The 16,253-nt window shown below is 70.6% G+C and carries 17 protein-coding genes; 16 read left to right on the top strand and 1 reads right to left on the bottom strand.

Features of this window, described 5'->3' with window-relative positions; translation table 11 throughout:
• The first annotated feature begins 99 nt into the window (after nt 1-99).
• From ACWEOZ_RS40095 to ACWEOZ_RS40045, 11 genes are all read left to right on the top strand, one after another.
• Nucleotides 100-639: a flavin reductase family protein gene (locus ACWEOZ_RS40095; protein WP_451915911.1), complete on the top strand. Its 540-nt coding sequence runs from the start codon at nt 100-102 to the stop codon at nt 637-639.
• A gap of 109 nt (nt 640-748) precedes the next feature.
• Nucleotides 749-1,144, top strand: a complete 396-nt coding sequence (locus ACWEOZ_RS40090; RefSeq protein WP_451915910.1) for a DUF485 domain-containing protein — start codon at nt 749-751, stop codon at nt 1,142-1,144.
• Nucleotides 1,144-2,823, top strand: coding sequence for a solute symporter family protein (locus ACWEOZ_RS40085; protein WP_451915909.1), 1,680 nt, complete (start codon nt 1,144-1,146; stop codon nt 2,821-2,823). Before ACWEOZ_RS40090 ends, ACWEOZ_RS40085 begins: the two co-directional genes overlap by 1 nt.
• Before the next feature lie 71 nt (nt 2,824-2,894).
• Nucleotides 2,895-3,860 (top strand): NAD-dependent epimerase/dehydratase family protein, encoded by a 966-nt coding sequence (locus ACWEOZ_RS40080; protein ID WP_451915908.1) that lies wholly within the window; start codon nt 2,895-2,897, stop codon nt 3,858-3,860.
• Between the two features lie 110 nt (nt 3,861-3,970).
• Complete coding sequence (locus ACWEOZ_RS40075; RefSeq protein WP_451915907.1) at nt 3,971-5,227, top strand: LCP family protein; 1,257 nt, start codon at nt 3,971-3,973, stop codon at nt 5,225-5,227.
• 165 nt (nt 5,228-5,392) lie between these two features.
• Entirely contained in the window at nt 5,393-6,598 is a 1,206-nt protein-coding gene (locus tag ACWEOZ_RS40070; RefSeq protein WP_451915906.1) for an LCP family protein, read from the top strand.
• Nucleotides 6,599-6,613: 15 nt separating this feature from the next.
• Complete coding sequence (locus tag ACWEOZ_RS40065; protein ID WP_451915905.1) at nt 6,614-6,949, top strand: rhodanese-like domain-containing protein; 336 nt, start codon at nt 6,614-6,616, stop codon at nt 6,947-6,949.
• Nucleotides 6,946-7,743, top strand: coding sequence for a glycerophosphodiester phosphodiesterase (locus tag ACWEOZ_RS40060; RefSeq protein WP_451915904.1), 798 nt, complete (start codon nt 6,946-6,948; stop codon nt 7,741-7,743). Before ACWEOZ_RS40065 ends, ACWEOZ_RS40060 begins: the two co-directional genes overlap by 4 nt.
• An 85-nt stretch (nt 7,744-7,828) precedes the next feature.
• Complete coding sequence (locus tag ACWEOZ_RS40055) at nt 7,829-9,271, top strand: sensor histidine kinase (RefSeq protein WP_451915903.1); 1,443 nt, start codon at nt 7,829-7,831, stop codon at nt 9,269-9,271.
• A gap of 71 nt (nt 9,272-9,342) precedes the next feature.
• On the top strand, nt 9,343-10,227 hold the full coding sequence (locus ACWEOZ_RS40050; protein WP_451915902.1) for a DUF5926 family protein: 885 nt from the start codon (nt 9,343-9,345) through the stop codon (nt 10,225-10,227).
• A 69-nt stretch (nt 10,228-10,296) separates the two neighbouring features.
• Nucleotides 10,297-11,037, top strand: a complete 741-nt coding sequence (locus ACWEOZ_RS40045; protein WP_451915901.1) for a glycoside hydrolase family 16 protein — start codon at nt 10,297-10,299, stop codon at nt 11,035-11,037.
• Between the two features lie 6 nt (nt 11,038-11,043).
• Here ACWEOZ_RS40045 and ACWEOZ_RS40040 read toward each other — a convergent pair whose 3' ends face one another.
• The gene (locus ACWEOZ_RS40040) at nt 11,044-12,246 is read right to left on the bottom strand and encodes an arginine deiminase (protein WP_451915900.1); all 1,203 of its coding nucleotides are present in this window, start codon (nt 12,244-12,246) and stop codon (nt 11,044-11,046) included.
• A 341-nt stretch (nt 12,247-12,587) separates the two neighbouring features.
• On the opposite strand from ACWEOZ_RS40040, the gene ACWEOZ_RS40035 reads away from it, so the two are divergent.
• The 5 genes from ACWEOZ_RS40035 to pheA all read left to right on the top strand — a co-directional run bounded on the left by ACWEOZ_RS40035 (nt 12,588) and on the right by pheA (nt 16,244).
• Entirely contained in the window at nt 12,588-13,325 is a 738-nt protein-coding gene (locus ACWEOZ_RS40035; protein ID WP_451915913.1) for a hypothetical protein, read from the top strand.
• Nucleotides 13,326-13,475: 150 nt separating this feature from the next.
• Nucleotides 13,476-13,964 (top strand): hypothetical protein, encoded by a 489-nt coding sequence (locus tag ACWEOZ_RS40030; protein ID WP_451915899.1) that lies wholly within the window; start codon nt 13,476-13,478, stop codon nt 13,962-13,964.
• A gap of 75 nt (nt 13,965-14,039) precedes the next feature.
• Nucleotides 14,040-14,432 (top strand): ACT domain-containing protein, encoded by a 393-nt coding sequence (locus ACWEOZ_RS40025; protein ID WP_212992339.1) that lies wholly within the window; start codon nt 14,040-14,042, stop codon nt 14,430-14,432.
• A 166-nt stretch (nt 14,433-14,598) separates the two neighbouring features.
• Complete coding sequence (locus tag ACWEOZ_RS40020; protein ID WP_451915898.1) at nt 14,599-15,243, top strand: hypothetical protein; 645 nt, start codon at nt 14,599-14,601, stop codon at nt 15,241-15,243.
• Between the two features lie 44 nt (nt 15,244-15,287).
• Nucleotides 15,288-16,244, top strand: coding sequence for a prephenate dehydratase (pheA, locus tag ACWEOZ_RS40015; RefSeq protein WP_451915897.1), 957 nt, complete (start codon nt 15,288-15,290; stop codon nt 16,242-16,244).
• Nucleotides 16,245-16,253: the final 9 nt, after the last annotated feature.

Genomic DNA, 16,253 nt, shown 5'->3' with positions numbered 1-16,253 from the left:
GGCCCGCGCGTGCGGAAGTGGCAGCCGTCGCTAGGACGGGCGCCAGCTCTGCGGGCACGCGGTGTTCACGCGACCGATATTACCGCCGCGGGCGGCACAATGTTTCCCGTGAAACCTGTCGAGCCCGGCGCGCACATCCACTCGAGTGATCCGTTCGCCACCCCGGAGCAGGACAAGTCGGCGGTACGGCGGCTGCGCGGGCGGCTGGCCGCGCCCGTCACGCTCTGGACCACGCCCGGACCCGCCGGTCTCACCGTTTCCTCCATGCTGGTCGCCGACGGCGAGCCCGGCCGGGTGCTGGGACTGGTCGACGAGGAGAGCGACTTCTGGGACGCCGTCTCGGTGGCCGGGCGTTTCGCCGTCACCCCGCTCGGTCCCGGCGACCAGCAACTGGCTGATCGTTTCGCCGGCCTGATGCCCGCCCCGGGTGGTCTCTTCGCCGGCGACGACTGGACCGATACGGACTACGGCCGGGTGCCGGCGGGCGCGGGCACGTGGGCGGGCTGCCGGCTGGACGGGCAGCGACCGTACGGCTGGGGCCTGCTGGTGGAGGCGACGATCGAGACGATTCAGCTCGATGACGCCGGGCTCGTCCCTTTGCTCCACTTCCGCGGCCGGTACCGCGGGCTCGACCGGTAAGCGCAACAGGGGCGCCGCTCGGCGCACCTGACGACCGGCAGCCAGTGATCGCCACCACTGCTTCGTACGGTGCGGAAAAGACCCGCCCCCACGAAGGTGGTGAGCCACGTTGACAACCGAAGTGACCCCGACCGAGAAGTATCTCGAGGTCCAGCGATCCGATGAATTCGCCGGGTTGCGCCGCAAGCTGCGCAACTTCATTTTCCCCGTGACCGTCGCGTTCTTCCTCTGGTACGCGCTCTACGTCCTGCTCTCGGCGTACGCCCGGGGCTTCATGTCCGTGAAGCTCATCGGGAACATCAACGTCGCGCTGCTGCTCGGCCTGCTGCAGTTCGTCTCGACGTTCGTGATCGCCTGGTACTACTCGCGGTTCGCGGCCCGCCAGATCGACCCGATCGCCGACAAGATCCGTGACGATCTGACGGCCGGCGCCGCGGCCCGCAGCGCGACGCCCGCCACCCGCGCGGACGACGCCCCGGAGACCGACACGGAGGCGGCCAAGTAATGGAACCCCACCTCTACCTCGCGGCCGAGGCCACCTCCTCGACGAGCCGCACCCTGACCATCACGCTGTTCCTGATCTTCGTCGCGATCACCCTGGGCATCACCATCTGGGCGAGCCGGCAGACCAAGACGGCGACCGACTTCTACGCCGGTGGCCGGTCGTTCTCGGGTTTCCAGAACGGCATGGCGATCGGTGGCGACTACATGTCGGCGGCCTCGTTCCTGGGCATCGCCGGCCTGATCGCCCTGTACGGCTACGACGGCTTCCTGTACTCGATCGGCTTCCTGGTCGCCTGGCTCGTCGCGCTGCTGCTGGTGGCCGAGTTCCTGCGCAACTCGGGCCGGTACACGATGGCCGACGTGCTGGCGTTCCGGATGCGTCAGCGCCCGGTGCGTACGGCGGCGTCCGTCTCCACCATCGTGGTGTCGATCTTCTACCTGATCGCCCAGATGGTCGGCGCCGGTGCGCTGGTCAGCCTGCTGCTCGGCATCAAGCCCGGCACCACGTTCCTGGGCATGGACGCCGACACCGCCAAGATCGCCACGATCATCATGGTCGGCGCGCTGATGATCGTGTACGTGGTGGTCGGCGGCATGAAGGGCACCACGTACGTGCAGATCGTCAAGGCGTTCATGCTGATGACGGGCGCCCTGCTGATGGTCCTGCTGGTGCTGGCGCACTACAAGTTCAACCTGTCGTCGCTGCTCGGTGACGCCGCCGAACAGTCCGGCAAGGGTTCCGCGTTCCTGGAACCCGGTCTGCGGTACGGCGTGGAGACAGCCGGTGACGCGGCGAAGACGTTCTACAGCAAGATGGACCTGCTGTCGCTCGGCATCGCCCTGGTGCTCGGCACGGCCGGCCTGCCGCACATCCTGACCCGGTTCTACACGGTGCCGACCAGCAAGATCGCCCGCAAGAGCGTGCTCTGGGCGATCGGCATCATCGGCGTCTTCTACCTGTTCACCCTGGCCCTGGGCTTCGGCGCGGCGGCTCTGGTGGGCGGCAAGGCGATCACCGCGCAGGACAAGGCGGGCAACACGGCCGCACCGCAGCTGGCCCAGGCGCTCGGCATCGACTACTTCGGCGGGGACACCGGCGGCGCGGTGCTGCTGGCGATCATCGCTGCGGTCGCCTTCGCCACCATCCTCGCGGTGGTGGCCGGCCTGACCCTGGCGTCGTCGTCGAGCGTGGCGCACGACTTCTACGCCAGCGTCATCAAGCGCGGCCAGGCGTCGGAGCGCGACGAGGTGCGGGTCGCCCGGATCTCGGCGTTCGTCATCGGCGCCATCGCGATCCTGCTGTCGATCTTCGCCCAGAGCCTGAACGTGGCGTTCCTGGTGGCGCTCGCCTTCGCGGTGGCCGCCTCGGGCAACCTGCCGGCGATCCTCTACAGCCTGTTCTGGAAGCGGTTCAACACCTCCGGTGCGCTGTGGGCGATCTACGGCGGTCTGATCTCCGCCGTGGTGCTGGTGTTCTTCTCGCCCGTCGTCTCCGGCTCGCCGACGGCGATGTTCCCGGACAGTGACTGGCACTGGTTCCCGCTCAGCAACCCCGGCATCATCTCGATCCCGATCGGCTTCCTCTGCGGCTGGATCGGCACGGTGATCTCGAAGGAGACGGACGAGAACAAGTACGCCGAGCTCGAGGTGCGGTCGCTGACCGGCTTCGGCGCTCACTGACGGACAGGTAGCACCCCTCCGGGGCCGACGCGCGGGATGCGCGTCGGCCCCGGTCGCTTAGAGTGGCTTTCATGTCAGTGCAACAGCGGTACGGCGCAGGCCATCGGATTCTCGTCAGCGGCGGCGCCGGCTTCGTGCCGTCCCACGTCGTCGACGCCCTCCTGGACCGGGGCTGCACCGTCGTGGCGATCGACAACTTCGTCACCGGGGCCAAGGAGAACGTGGCCCACCGGGCCGGCGAGCCGCGCTTCACCCTCATCGAGGCCGATCTCACCGAGGGCCTGCCCGCCCACCCGGCCATGGCCGAGCGCTTCGACGCCATCCTGCACATGGCGTCCCCGGCCAGCCCCACCGACTTCGCCAAGCTGCCGCTGGAGATCCTCAAGGTCGGCTCGGTGGGCACCCTCGCGCTGCTCGACCGGGCGGTCGCGGACGCGGCGCGCTTCCTGATGGCGTCGACCTCCGAGGCGTACGGCGACCCGCTGGTGCACCCGCAGCCGGAGACGTACTGGGGCAACGTCAACCCGATCGGCGTGCGGTCCGTCTACGACGAGTCCAAGCGGTTCGCCGAGGCGGCCACGATGGGCTACCACCGCTTCCACAACCTCTCCACCGCGATCGTGCGCATCTTCAACACGTACGGCCCGCGGATGCGCCCCGACGACGGCCGGGCCATCCCCACCTTCATCAGCCAGGCGCTGCGCGGTGCCCCGATCACCGTGCACGGCACCGGCGCCCAGACCCGGTCCATCACCTACGTCGACGACCTGGTCCGCGGCATCCTGCTGCTGCTCGACTCGGACGAGACCGGCCCGATCAACTGCGGCACCGAGCACGAGCTGACCATGCTCGAGCTGGCCGAGCTCATCGTCCGGCTGTGCGGCAGCGACTCGAAGATCGATCTGGTCGAGCGCTCGGCCGACGACCCGGAGAAGCGCCGTCCCGACCTGACCCTGGCCCGCACCCTGCTCGGCTACGAACCGCAGGTCGGGCCGGAAGAGGGCCTGCGCCGCACGATCGACTTCTTCAAGGGCTGAGCATTTCGCCACGGTAGTGAACGTTTCACGAACAGTAATTGTCTCCTCCCTTCGTGCCGCGCCAGTGTCGATGCACGCAATGCCCGGTTCCGGGTACGTAACCTGAAGTCATGTCTGCGACCACGTCCCCTTGGGGTAGCTCCTCCGGCCGGGCTTCCGTGCCGGGCTCGATGAGCCGGGCCTCGGTGCCCGGTTCGGGCCGCGTCGGCGGCGGCGGTCCCGCGTCGGCCCGCGCCGGTGTGCCGCGTGGTTACGACGACTGGCCGCCGCGCGGCTCGGGTGGTGGCCCCGGTGGACCGGCCGGCCCGCCGCGGGGACCCGGTGGCGGCAATTACCCCGGGCGGCCGTACAAGGGCAAGCGCAAGCCGCGCTGGGGCCGGATCGCGATGGTCGTCGGCGCGGTGGTGCTGGTCGGCGGTCTGGTCGCCGGCATCTCGCTGTACGGCTACGCCAACGGCCTCAACGACGATCTCAAGCGCACGGACGCCTTCTCCGACATCACCAAGGGACGTCCGGTCAAGACCGTCGACGGCGCGCTCAACATCCTGCTGGTCGGCAGCGACTCGCGGGACCCGGACGCGACCAAGGACGACACCAACGCCTGGCGCGCGGACACGCTGATCGTCATGCACATCCCGGCCGACCACAAGTCCGCCCAGCTGGTGTCCATCCCCCGTGACCTGTGGGTGCAGATCCCGTCCGGCAACTCGGCGGACTGCAGCAGCGGCAGCCGCGCCAAGATCAATGCGGCGTTCGCCTTCGGTGGCCTGCCCCGGGCCGTCCGCACGGTGGAGTGCATGACCGACGTGCACCTCGACCACGTGCTGGCCATCGACTTCGGCGGCTTCAAGGAGGTCACCGACGCCCTCGGCGGCGTGGACCTCAAGGTCGAGCAGAGCATCACCTCGATCCACAAGCCGTTCCGCAAGTTCAAGAAGGGCACCATGCACATGAACGGTGCCGAGGCGCTCGACTGGATCCGCCAGCGCAAGCAGTTCGCCCGCGGCGACTTCGCCCGCATGCAGCACCAGCAGGAGTTCCTGAAGGCGCTGATGGACAAGGCGGCCAGCTCCGGCACGCTGAGCAACCCGGCCAAGCTCAACGACTTCCTCAAGGCGACCACCAGCGCGATCACCGCCGACCAGGACTTCTCGCTGACCGACATGGCCGTGCAGTTCCGCAGCCTGCGCGGCGAGAACCTCACCTTCATCACGAGCCCCAACCAAGGCAGTCAGACCATTGCCGGACAGAGCGTCGTCGTCTCCGATCGGGAGAAGGCTCTTGCTTTGTACAAGGCGATCGCTGCCGACAAGATGAATGAGTGGATGACCTCGACCAAGACGCCGGCCAGCCAGGCCAACGGCTGATCCGTCGCTAATCCGGGCAAAGGGCGCGGGTCGGCGGTCACCGCCGGCTCGCGCCCCTTTGTTTAACGCTGCGTGTCATCGACATGAAACGCTCAAGGCCTCGCAAGAGATCGAAGTTGAACGTACAGTGATGTCCGCCCGGATCCCGACCCGCTTGGAGAGCGCATGACCGTCCAGACCCCCCGACGTGCTTCGTCGCTGGATCGGGACGCCGTCACGGCCCCCAAGCGCACCGCCCCGGCCGGCCCGCCCGGCCCACCCAAGGGCGGCAAGAAGGGCACCAAGGGCAAGAAGGACCCGATCTGGGCCAAGGCGACGCTGATCTTCGGCGCGGTCCTGATGATGGCCAGCGGCGCCGGCATCGTCGGCACCAAGTGGGTGGTCAGCAGCGCGACGGGCGCGGTCACCCAGGACAACCTGCTGGGCGACACCAAGAAGACGGCGGCCGAGGGCGGCAACAGCCTCAAGGGCCCGATCGACCTGCTGCTGATGGGCGTCGACGCGCGCAAGCGCTGGGCCGTGGACGACCTGCACGCCGACACGATCATCATCCTGCACATCCCGGCCAGCCACGACCAGGCGTACCTCGTCTCGGTCCCGCGTGACACCGAGGTGCAGGTCCCCGCGTTCGCCAAGAGCAAGTATCCGGGCGGCACCGCCAAGGCCACCGAGGCTTTCTTCCACGGCGCCCAGAACGGTGGCGGCTGGGCCGGCGGTGCTCAGCTCATGGCCCAGACGCTGAAGAACACGACGGGCATCAGCTTCGACGGCGCGGCCATCATCGACTTCAACGGCTTCAAGGGCGTCATCGACTCGCTCAAGGGCGTGAAGATGTGCGTGGATCAGCGGGTCAAGTCGCACCACATGGTCAAGGTGGGCGGCAAGCCGATGTATCTCGCGGAGGCCCGCAAGACCGGCAAGTCGCAGACGCCGATCTGGCACGAGAAGGGCTGCCGGGAGATGGAGGGCTGGGAGGCCCTCGACTACGCCCGCCAGCGCTACGGCCTCAAGAACGGCGACTACGACCGCCAGCGCCACCAGCAGCAGCTGATCAAGGCGATGGCCAAGAAGGCCAGCGGCAGCGGCGTGCTGACCAACCCGGTGAAGGTCAGCGGGCTGATGAAGGCCGCCGGCAAGGCGTTCGTGCTGGACACCGGCGGCGTACCGGTCGCGGACTTCATCTTCACCCTCAAGGGGGTGGCCGCCAACGATCTGGTCCTGCTGCGCAGCAACAACGGCTCGTTCGCCGGCAACGGCAAGGGCCGCGAGGCGATCACACCCAAGACGATGGACATGTACCGGGCCGTCAAGCAGGACAAACTCGCCGACTTCATCATCGGCAACCCGGACGTCGTGGCCCCGGAGAAGTAGCTCTACGCTGGTCGGGTGTTCGGACCTCAGGTACCCAGCGTGACGCCGTCCCAGGTGCAGCCCACGGCCTACCTGCTCGACGTGCGGGAGCCCGACGAGTGGACGGCGGGCCACGCGCCCGGCGCCCACCACCTGCCGATGATGGAGGTCCCGGCCCGCATCGCCGAGATCCCCCAGGACACCGAGGTCGTGGTGGTGTGCCGCTCCGGCGGGCGCTCCGGCCAGGTCGTGTCGTACCTGATGGGCAACGGGTGGGACAACGTCCGTAACCTCGACGGCGGCATGCAGGCGTGGGCCGGCGACGGCCGCGATGTCGTCAGCGAGAACGGTCAGCCACCCCAGGTCCTGTGACCTCCGGCCGGCCTCTGGTCTTCGCCCACCGGGGCGGAGCCGACGCGCTGCCGGAGCACACTCTGGCGGCCTATCTGCGAGCCCTCGACGAGGGCGCCGACGGCGTGGAGTGCGACGTCCGGCTGACCCGTGACGGGCATCTGGTGTGTGTGCACGACCGGCGGCTCAACCGGACCAGCAACGGCAGCGGCCTGGTCAGCGCCAAGACCCTGGCCCAGTTGGAGGAGCTGGACTTCGCGTCCTGGCACCCGGCCGCGGCGGCCGAGGAGTGGCTGGACGAGCACGTCCGGCTGCTCACGCTGGAACGGTTGCTCAGTGCCCTGCGTGACCGCGGCCGCCCGGTGCGCCTACTCATCGAGACCAAACACCCGTCACGGTACGGCGCCGAGGTCGAGCGCCGGCTGGTCGAGATGCTGCGCCGGTACGGCCTGGCGGAGCCGAAGCCCGACGATCCCGTCCAGGTGACCGTCATGTCGTTCGCGGCCCTGGCCCTGCGCCGGATCCGCCGGCTGGCCCCGGACATCCCGACCGTCTACCTGCTGGAGATCGTGCCGCCGGGGGTGGGCCGGGGCCGGTTGCCCTTCGGCGCCCGGATCGCCGGTCCCGGGGTCGGCCTGGTCCGGTCCCGCCCGCAGCTGGTCTCCGCGTTGCGGGCCGCCGGTCACCAGACCTACATCTGGACGGTCAACGAGGAGCCGGATCTTGATCTCGTCCTCGCCCAGCAACCCGACGGCATCATCAGCGACCGGCCGAAATTCGTGCTCGATCGCCTCCAGAAGGTACCGCCCGTGTGACCCCGACCACTCTCAACCCGGTTAGCGGCAAGATCCACACCAACCGCTCTGCCCAAAAGCGCGTAAGCGAGGCAGACTCGCAGACATGCCGGATCGTCCCGACTACGCCGCGCTGACGCGAGGGCAGATCGAGCTTCTGCGGCGGATCAACGCCGGTGAGGCCGGCCTGGCCGTGCTGAACCAGCTCGTCCGCCTGGCTCAGGACGTGCTGGGCGGGCTCGGCGCCGGCTTCGCCGAGTACAGCCCCGGACACGGCCGGATCATCGCCGCCAGCGGCATCTGCGCCCGCGCGCTGGGCCGCCGGGTCGACCGCGCGGACGCCCGGCTGACCACCGGCAGCCGCACCCAGCTCGTCCCGCTCGACGACGAGACGGCGGCCCAGCTCGACGGTGAGCACCACCGGGTGCTCGGCGCCCGGTGCGAGATCGGCGGCCTGGTCGTCGGCTCGCTGCACGTCTTCTACGGCGAGCAGGACGGCGAGCCCGGCCCCGAGCACCACGACGTGCTGGAACTGCTCGCCACCAACATCGGCCACATGTACGGCGACCAGGCCGGCCTGCCCGTGCACGGCGACGGCCCGGTGGTGGCCGCCCTCTCCGACGGACTGACCGTCATCGACCGCGACGGCATCGTGCAGCTCTGGAACCCGGCCGCCGAGCAGCTCACCGGCCGTACCGTCGGCGAGATGCTGGGCCGCCCGCTGCAGTTCCCGGTCCCGCCGCCCGGCCAGGTGCTGGTCCACCGGCTGCCGTCAGGCCGGCTGCTCAAGGTCACCGCCGGGGATCTGCCCAACACGGCCGCCATGCGGGTCGTCACGTTCCGGGACTCCACCGACCAGGACCGCCGGCACGAGGACCGCGACCTGTTCGTCGCCGTCACCAGCCACGAGCTGCGCACCCCGGTCACCGTGATCAAGGGGTACGCGGACACCCTCACCAACCACTGGGAGACCCTCGGCGAGGAGGGGCGCCAGGAAGCCGTCCGGGTGATCGGCGCCCGCGCCGGTGAGCTGGCCCGGCTCGTCGACCGGTTGCTGTCGGCCACCAGCGACGACGGTGAGGTCGGCGTCCACCCGCCCGGCCCGTTCGATCTCGTCGACGGCCTGCGGCACGCGGCCGGGCAGCTGCCCGAGGATCTGCGCCGCCGGCTGGTGCTCGACCGGCTGCCGGGCGAGCTGCCCAAGGCGTTCGGCGACCGCGAGTCGCTCGCCACGATCCTCACCGAGCTCGCCACCAACGCGGACAAGTATTCGGCCCGCGACACCGAGGTCGAGCTGAGCGCCGAGGCCGACGAGACGACGGTGACGTTCCGGGTCGCCGACCGCGGCATCGGCGTCAAGCCCGAGCACGTCGAGCGGGCCTTCGAACGCTACTGGCAGGGCGAATCCCACGACCGCGGCCGCAACCCGGGCGCCGGCCTGGGCCTCTACCTGGTCCGCCGCATCGTGGAACGCCAGCACGGCTGGGTCTCGCTGCGCCCCCGCGAGGGTGGCGGCACGGTCGCGGAGGTCCGTCTCCCGCGGGCCTGACCTGATGATCCTTTTCGCCGCGACGGCCCGGAGTGCCTGGATCCCGCGGCCACCGCCTAGGCTGGTTCGCCGTGAGCAAGCGTCGAAACCCCCGCGCCGCGGCCAACGCGGCCCCCAAGCGCCAGAAGGTGCGTGACATCTTCGTCGCCCGGCCGTTCGAAGGCCTGGCCGACGAGCCGGAGTGGATCGCGCTGCGCGAGCTGGTTCCGGCCGCTTCCGCGCCGCTGACCCTCAAACCCGAGATCATCGAGGAGTACGGGGACCGTCCCGTCACGCTCTCGACGGTGCTCCCGATGGCCTGGCCGGCGATGACCCGTCAGGACGGCCGGGTGTTCGTCGGGCTGCAGCGGCACGTGCAGTCCGGGGACGTGTCCCGGGACATCGCCGTGGCGATCCTGTGTGCCCTGCAGACCGAGCCGGGTGACACCGTGGCCGTGCCGGCGCTGCCCGGCGAAGGACCGCGGCTGCAGGACATCCTCGTGGACGGCCCGCTGGACATCACGATGCACGACGGCTTCGAGTACTGGCTCGACGCCGAGCAGGCCGAGGACGCGAACGTGAAGGCGTCGCTGGAGCGGGCCAACGCCTCGATCTACCCGACCGTGCGGCTGGGGGTGCCGGCCGCGTACTGGTGCCGGGTCCAGCCGGACAAGTCGCACGTGCGCTGGGTGCTGCCGCAGGAGGAGGACCCGGCGCTGGACGCGCTGGCCCGCCTCTCCGCGAGCGGCGACCTGCTGCTCGGCGAGAACACGAAGTTCGCCGGCATGTTCCGGGCGCACGGCCTGCTGGTCCCGGTCTGGGACGTCCCGGGTGAGCCCGAGGCCGGCGACTGGGAGGCCCCGCTGGCCGACTTCGCCAAGCGCTACACGGACATCCTGGCCGAGACCGCCCCGCTGGACGCCGCTGCCCGCCGCGCCAAGCAGGGCCTAGTAAGCCGGCAGCTGACGCTGAGATGATGGCCTCGCTCCGCTCGGCGGGATTGCGCCCCGCGAGGTCGCTGTCCGCTGAGGGGATACCTTGCGGTGATGGAGGACCACTTCGCCGGCGACGCGCTCGATCTCTCGGTGTGGTTGCCGCATTATCTGCCGCACTGGAGCTCGCGCGCGTCGTCCGCGGCGACCTACGTGGTCGCCGACGGCGAGCTGCGGCTGAGCATCCCGCCCGAGCAGGGCCTGTGGTGCGAGGGCGTGCACGACGGCCCGCTGCGCGTCTCCGGGATCCAGAGTGCGAGCTTCTCCGGCCCGGTGGGCAGCCCGGTCGGGGGCCAGCCGTTCCGCGACGACCTGCTGGTCGCCAGCGAGGAGCCGGAGTTCTGGGGCTACACCCCGCTCTACGGCCACATCGAGGTACGCGCCCGCGGCGTGCTGTCGCCCCGGTCCATGATGGCCTTCTGGCTCTCCGGCATCGAGGACAAGCCCCAGCACTCCGGCGAGATCTGCGTGATGGAGATCTTCGGTGACGCGGTCCGGCCGGGCTCCGCCGACGTCGGCATCGGCCTGCACAAGTTCCGAGACCCCGGACTGACCGAGCAGTGGTCCACAGTGCCATTGCCCATCGACGTGTCGGAGTTCCACACGTACGCGGTCGACTGGCAGCCGGGATCGCTGGAGTTCACTGTGGACGGCACGCCAGTGCGCACGATCGGCCAATCGCCGAACTACCCGGTGCAGCTCATGCTGGCCGTCTTCGACTTTCCGGACAAGGCCACGGGTGACGACGACGTGCCGGTGCCCGAGATGATCGTCTCGCACGTCCTGGGCACCTGACCGGCCTCAGCCCGGCGTGCGCTCGATGGGGCAGCTCATGCAGCGCGGACCACCCCGGCCGGAACCGAGCTCGGAGCCGCTGATCGCGATCACCTCGATGCCGGCCCGTTCCAGCTGGGCGTTGGTCTCGACGTTGCGCTCGTACGCCACGCAGAGCCGGGGCGCGATGGCCAGCGTGTTGTTGCCGTCGTCCCACTGCTCGCGTTCCGCGGTGACCGGGTCCAGCCCGGTGTCGATGATCCGCAGCCGGTCGATGCCCATCGCCTCCGCCGCCGCGTCCAGGAACGGCCGGGACGGGCCGACCACCGGCTCGCCGTCGAAGCCCGCGGTCACCGGGTACGCCCGCAGGGTGTCGGCGATGTTGGGATACATCACCACCGCGTCGACGTCGACCATCGTGCAGACCGTGTCGAGGTGCATGGTCGCGCGTTCCTGGGCGATCGGGACGGCCAGGATCGTGTGGGCCAGCCCGGCGGCGAAGACCCGGCGGGCGAGGCGCTCGGCCCCGGCCGGGGTGGTGCGCTCGCCGACCCCGATGGCCAGCACGTTCGGCGCCAGCAGCAGCACGTCGCCGCCCTCCACGTGCTCCAGGCCCGGCTGGTAGAGCAGCTCGGTGCCCGCGAACCGCGGGTGGTGGGTGTAGATGGCCCGGGTCAGAGTGGTCTCGCGGTTGCGGGCTGGCATGGCCAGGCTGGTGACCGCGACCTGGTCGCGCACCCAGACCGAGGAGTCGCGGGTGAACAGCAGGTTGGGCAGCGGGTCGATGACGAAGTCGAGGCGGTTCATGAGCTGGTAGACCAGCCCGCCGGACCGCCCGGCACCCGGCTTGACCTCCTCGTGCGCCAGGCCGGCCATGAGCACCTGGGCCAGTTCGCGGGGCGCCAGGTCGGCCAGGTGGGCCGCCACCCGCTCGCGCAGAGTGTCGCCGAGGCGCGGAGTGTCGAGCACGCTCTCGGTCAACGCCGCCCGCGCCGCCTCCACGGCGAGCGTCTCCTCGAGGAGTTCACCCAGGTAGAGGACCTCGACGCCGCGGTCGCGCAGGGCTGCCGCGAACGCGTCGTGCTCCTCCTGGGCCCGGCCGACCCACGGGATGCCGTCGAAGAGCAGGGAATCGTTGTTGCGCGGGGTCAGTCTCGCGAGCTCGGCGCCCGGCCGGTGCAGCATGACCGTGGCTAGCCGGCTCACTTCGCTGTCGACGTAGTGGGCCACGGGTCGAGCCTAGGGGCTGTCGGGCCTCGGGGCGCGCCCACCGGCGAGGCTGAGCACTGGCGAGCCGCACGGCCCGGAGCCATGCTGTGACTTAGCGCGCAGAAACTTGAGACAACGCTGCGCGATCAACGTAGGTAAGGCTAACTTGGCGGGGACGTTTCGGATTCTCGGGGAGCCCTAGGTCGTGTGATGCACCATACGGAAAAAGTACTTGTGCGTGAATGCGGCATTCATCCCCACTCATTCCGCTTTCTTTCCGGTCCGATGACTTGCTTGAGTACCGGGTCCAACACTTACCGTAGTGGAAAGAGAGCCCGATGGACCTTTTGCCGGAGGTCGCAGTGACTGTCTTCCCCGCACGTCCCGCCCTGCCCGTCCCGTCTCGCAACTACCCACCCCCCGCCATCGATCCTCGACGCACCGCACCGCCCGCGGCGCTCGAGCCCCGCCAGAGCCCCGTCGAGTGGGCCCGCCGTCGCCGCGCTGAGCGCGACGCCCGCCGCCTCGAGGCAGCCGGTGCCCGCGCACTGACGCGCCTCGACCGGCTCGGACCCGCCTGGCACATCATCGACTGGCCCCGCACCGACTCGCTGGGCTACGAGAGCGACCCCACCGACGACCGCGCCGGATTCCTCGCGATCGGCCCGGGCGGCGTCTACGCCGTCACCGTCGCCGACCACGGCCGCGCCCGGGTGCTGATCGCCGGGGACGTCGTCCAGATCAACGGCAAGCGCCCGGCGTACGTGGCCGAGGCTCGCCGTGACGCCAAGCGGGCCGGCCGGGCCATGAGCTCCGCCGTCGGGCTGAGCGTGCCCGTCACCCCCGTGCTGGCGTTCGTCGGCTCCGGGGTGATCAGCGTGCACGGCCTGCCCAAGGACTGCCTGGTGGCCACCCACAAGGAGCTCGACCGGCTGCTGATCGCCGGTGGTGCGCGGATCTCACCCGCCACCGCCAGCAAACTCTCAGCGGTGGCACAACACCCGGCCACCTGGGCAAACGCGCCTTATCGGCCGAACGGCGACTACCGGTGGCTGCCAAGCGGCCAAACGGCCGCTGACAAGCGGGCGACCCGCCGGTAACGTTCCCTGCAGAGCACCGCTTGCCGTCGAAGGTTGACGTGAGCGACGCCGGCCGGACACTCGAGGAGCCGAGGCTAAGCTTCGGACCCCGGGCAGTCCGGCCGGAGTCAGGTCACGCCGGGCCGGGCCATACCGGGCGGGACGGCACGGATGAAGAGGGAGGTGCGGGTGGCGCACGTCGAGCTCTCACTCTCGGGAGCGTTTGTGCCGCAGGCGCGTACGCCGGCCGAGTCCGAGTTCGTCTCTAGCGTCGACCGCTGGGCGGCGACGGTCTGGCAGGCTGTCGAGCCCTGCCTGGTCATCGACACGGCGTTCAGGATCGTGGCCGTGTCGCCGTCGGCGAGCGAGCTCCTCGGACTGGGCAAGGGCCTGGACGCGGTCGGGCAGCCACTGCTCGGTGGCGAGGGCTCACTGCGCCTGATCGACTTCACGGCCGGCGGGGGCGACCTCACCGAGCAGGAGATCGAGAAGATCCCGCCGCTGCTCGCCCTCACCAGCGAGCGACTGGCCCGCGGCCTCATGCGCGTGCAGCCCAACGGCGAGGACAGCCACCTCACGGTCGACGCGATCGCGAGCCCGCTGTCCGAGGGCGGCCGGGTGGCGGCGTCCCTGACCTTCTTCTCAGCGATCCGGTACTAGTAACTCGTTCGTGTGGCGATCAACGCACCGGCTACCCATTGGGATCGTGGGGGTCCGGACCGTAGTGTTCCCCTCATGCTCGATCTAGATCTGCTACCAGCGGAGTACGCGGTGTGCCGGCTGCCGGCCGGTTCAGCCCTGCCGGCCTCCCTGAGCAGCGGTCCGGACGACAAAAGCGTCATCTCGGTGACCTGGGCGCCCGACGAGCTCTCGGTGATCTGCCCGGCCGACCGGGTGCCGGAGGGCGCCGTCGTCGAGGCCGCCTGGCGCTGCCTGCGCGTCGTCGGCCCGCTGGACCTCGCGCTCACCGGAGTGCTGGCGTCGCTGATCAGTCCGCTGGCCGCCGCCCGGGTCAACATCGTCGCCTTCTCGACGTACGACACGGACTACCTGCTGATCCCCCAGGTGCGGCTCACCGAGGCGGTCGACACGCTGACCGCCGCGGGTCACCGGCTCGCCTCGGCCTGAGGTCCCCACCCGCGCTCGATCTCGCGCCCGCCTGGTCTCGCGTCGCCCGGTCGCGCGTCCGCATGGTCTCCCGTCGCTCGGTCGCGCGTCAGCCTGGTCTCGCGTCTGCGTGGTTTCACGTCGCCTCAGGGGGGCGTTCCCCGGCCCGACCACCTACCATGGGCCCGTGCTGCGCATCGTCTGCTGCCGATTTCTGGCACTCGCCGGGCTGGTGACGCTGCTCGCCGCGTGCGGGGAGCCACCGGCCCCGGCGCCCACCGCGCTCCCGGCCGCGCCGGGCGGTGCCAGTGCCTCCTCCGGTCCGGCCTATCCGCTGCCCAGCGGCATCACCGCGCCGGCGCCGGGGCCCACCGGCGGGTTGCCGCCGGGCGGCCTCCCGCCGGGTGCCCTGCCGCCGGGCGGCCTGCCGACGCTGCCCTACGTTCCGCAGGCGACGCTGCCGCCGCCGATCGTCACCACGACACCGCCCCGCACCACGATCACGACCGCCGCGCCCACCCCGACCACGAAGCCCGCCCCGAAGTGCCGAAGCGGGCCGACCGCGGCGCAGATGGTCGCGGTCCTGAAGGGCCTGCCCGGGATCCCGGACCGCGAGCTGGCCGTGTCCGACGGGCCGTTCTGTGCGGGGTCGTGGCAGTTCGCCCAGGTGCAGATCGCCGGCGAGGACCCGAAGAAGGCCGAGCAGCTCTTCGTCGTCACGACCGGCACCCCGACGGCCCTCAAGGTGATCGAGGCGGGCACGGACGTCTGCAGCGTCGAGGTCCAGACCAAGGCCCCGGCGGGCGTCCGGGTCCGGGCCTGCGGCGCCTGACCGGTACGGGGTGAGCGGCCCCCGTTGCCGCTAGGCTCGCTGACATGCCGGGAAACCCGCCCACCCGCTTCGTCTACCTCGGTCCCGAAGGCACCTTCACCGAGCAGGCGCTGCGCACCATCCCCGCCGCCGAGCACGGCCTCCGGACGCCCGCCCGCAGCGTCCCCGAGGCGCTGGAGGCGGTCCGCGCGGGTGAGGCCGACGCCGCGCTCGTGCCGCTGGAGAACTCGGTCGGCGGCGCCGTGCCGGTCACCCTGGACGAGCTCGGCACCGGAGCGCCCCTGGTCATCACCCGCGAAGTGGTGCTGCCGGTGGAATTCGTGCTGGCCGCCCGCCAGCTCACCGGCCTGCACCGGATCCGTTCGGTGGCGGCCCACCCGCAGGCCTCCGCCCAGTGCCGCAACTGGCTGAGCACCCACCTCCCCGACGCGGTGGTGGTCGACGTCCTCTCGAACGCGGCCGCGGCGATCAGCGCGGCCACCGGCGAGCACGACGCGGCGATCTGCGCCCCGATCGGCGTACCCCGCAACAACCTGACGATCCTGGCCGAGAAGATCGCGGACCACGCGGACGCGGTGACCCGCTTCGCCCTCCTGACCCGCCCGGGCCGCCCCGCCCCACCCACCGGCGACGACGTGACCTCCCTGGCCGTGATGATCGACCATGACCGCGTCGGAGCGCTGCTGTCGGTGCTGACCGAACTGGCGGTCCGCGGCATCAACCTGTCCCGCATCGAATCCCGCCCGACCGGCGAACAGCTGGGCGTCTACGTCTTCTTCCTGGACTGCACCGGCCACGTCGCGGAGCCCCGGCTCGGCGAGGCACTGCAGGGGCTGCGGCGGATCTGCGCGGAGGTGCGCTTCCTGGGGTCGTACCCCCGGCACCGCTGGTCCAAGGCGGCAGCCGAAGAACCGGCGCCGTCCCAGCCGGGCCTGACCAACGCGGACTTCGCCGACAGCGCGGCCTGGTTGTCCCGCCTCCGCTCCGGCGAGCCCAGCTGACCGGCCCGT

This window comes from Actinoplanes sp. NPDC004185 (assembly GCF_053603475.1).
This window is presented reverse-complemented; position numbering and strand designations above follow the sequence as displayed.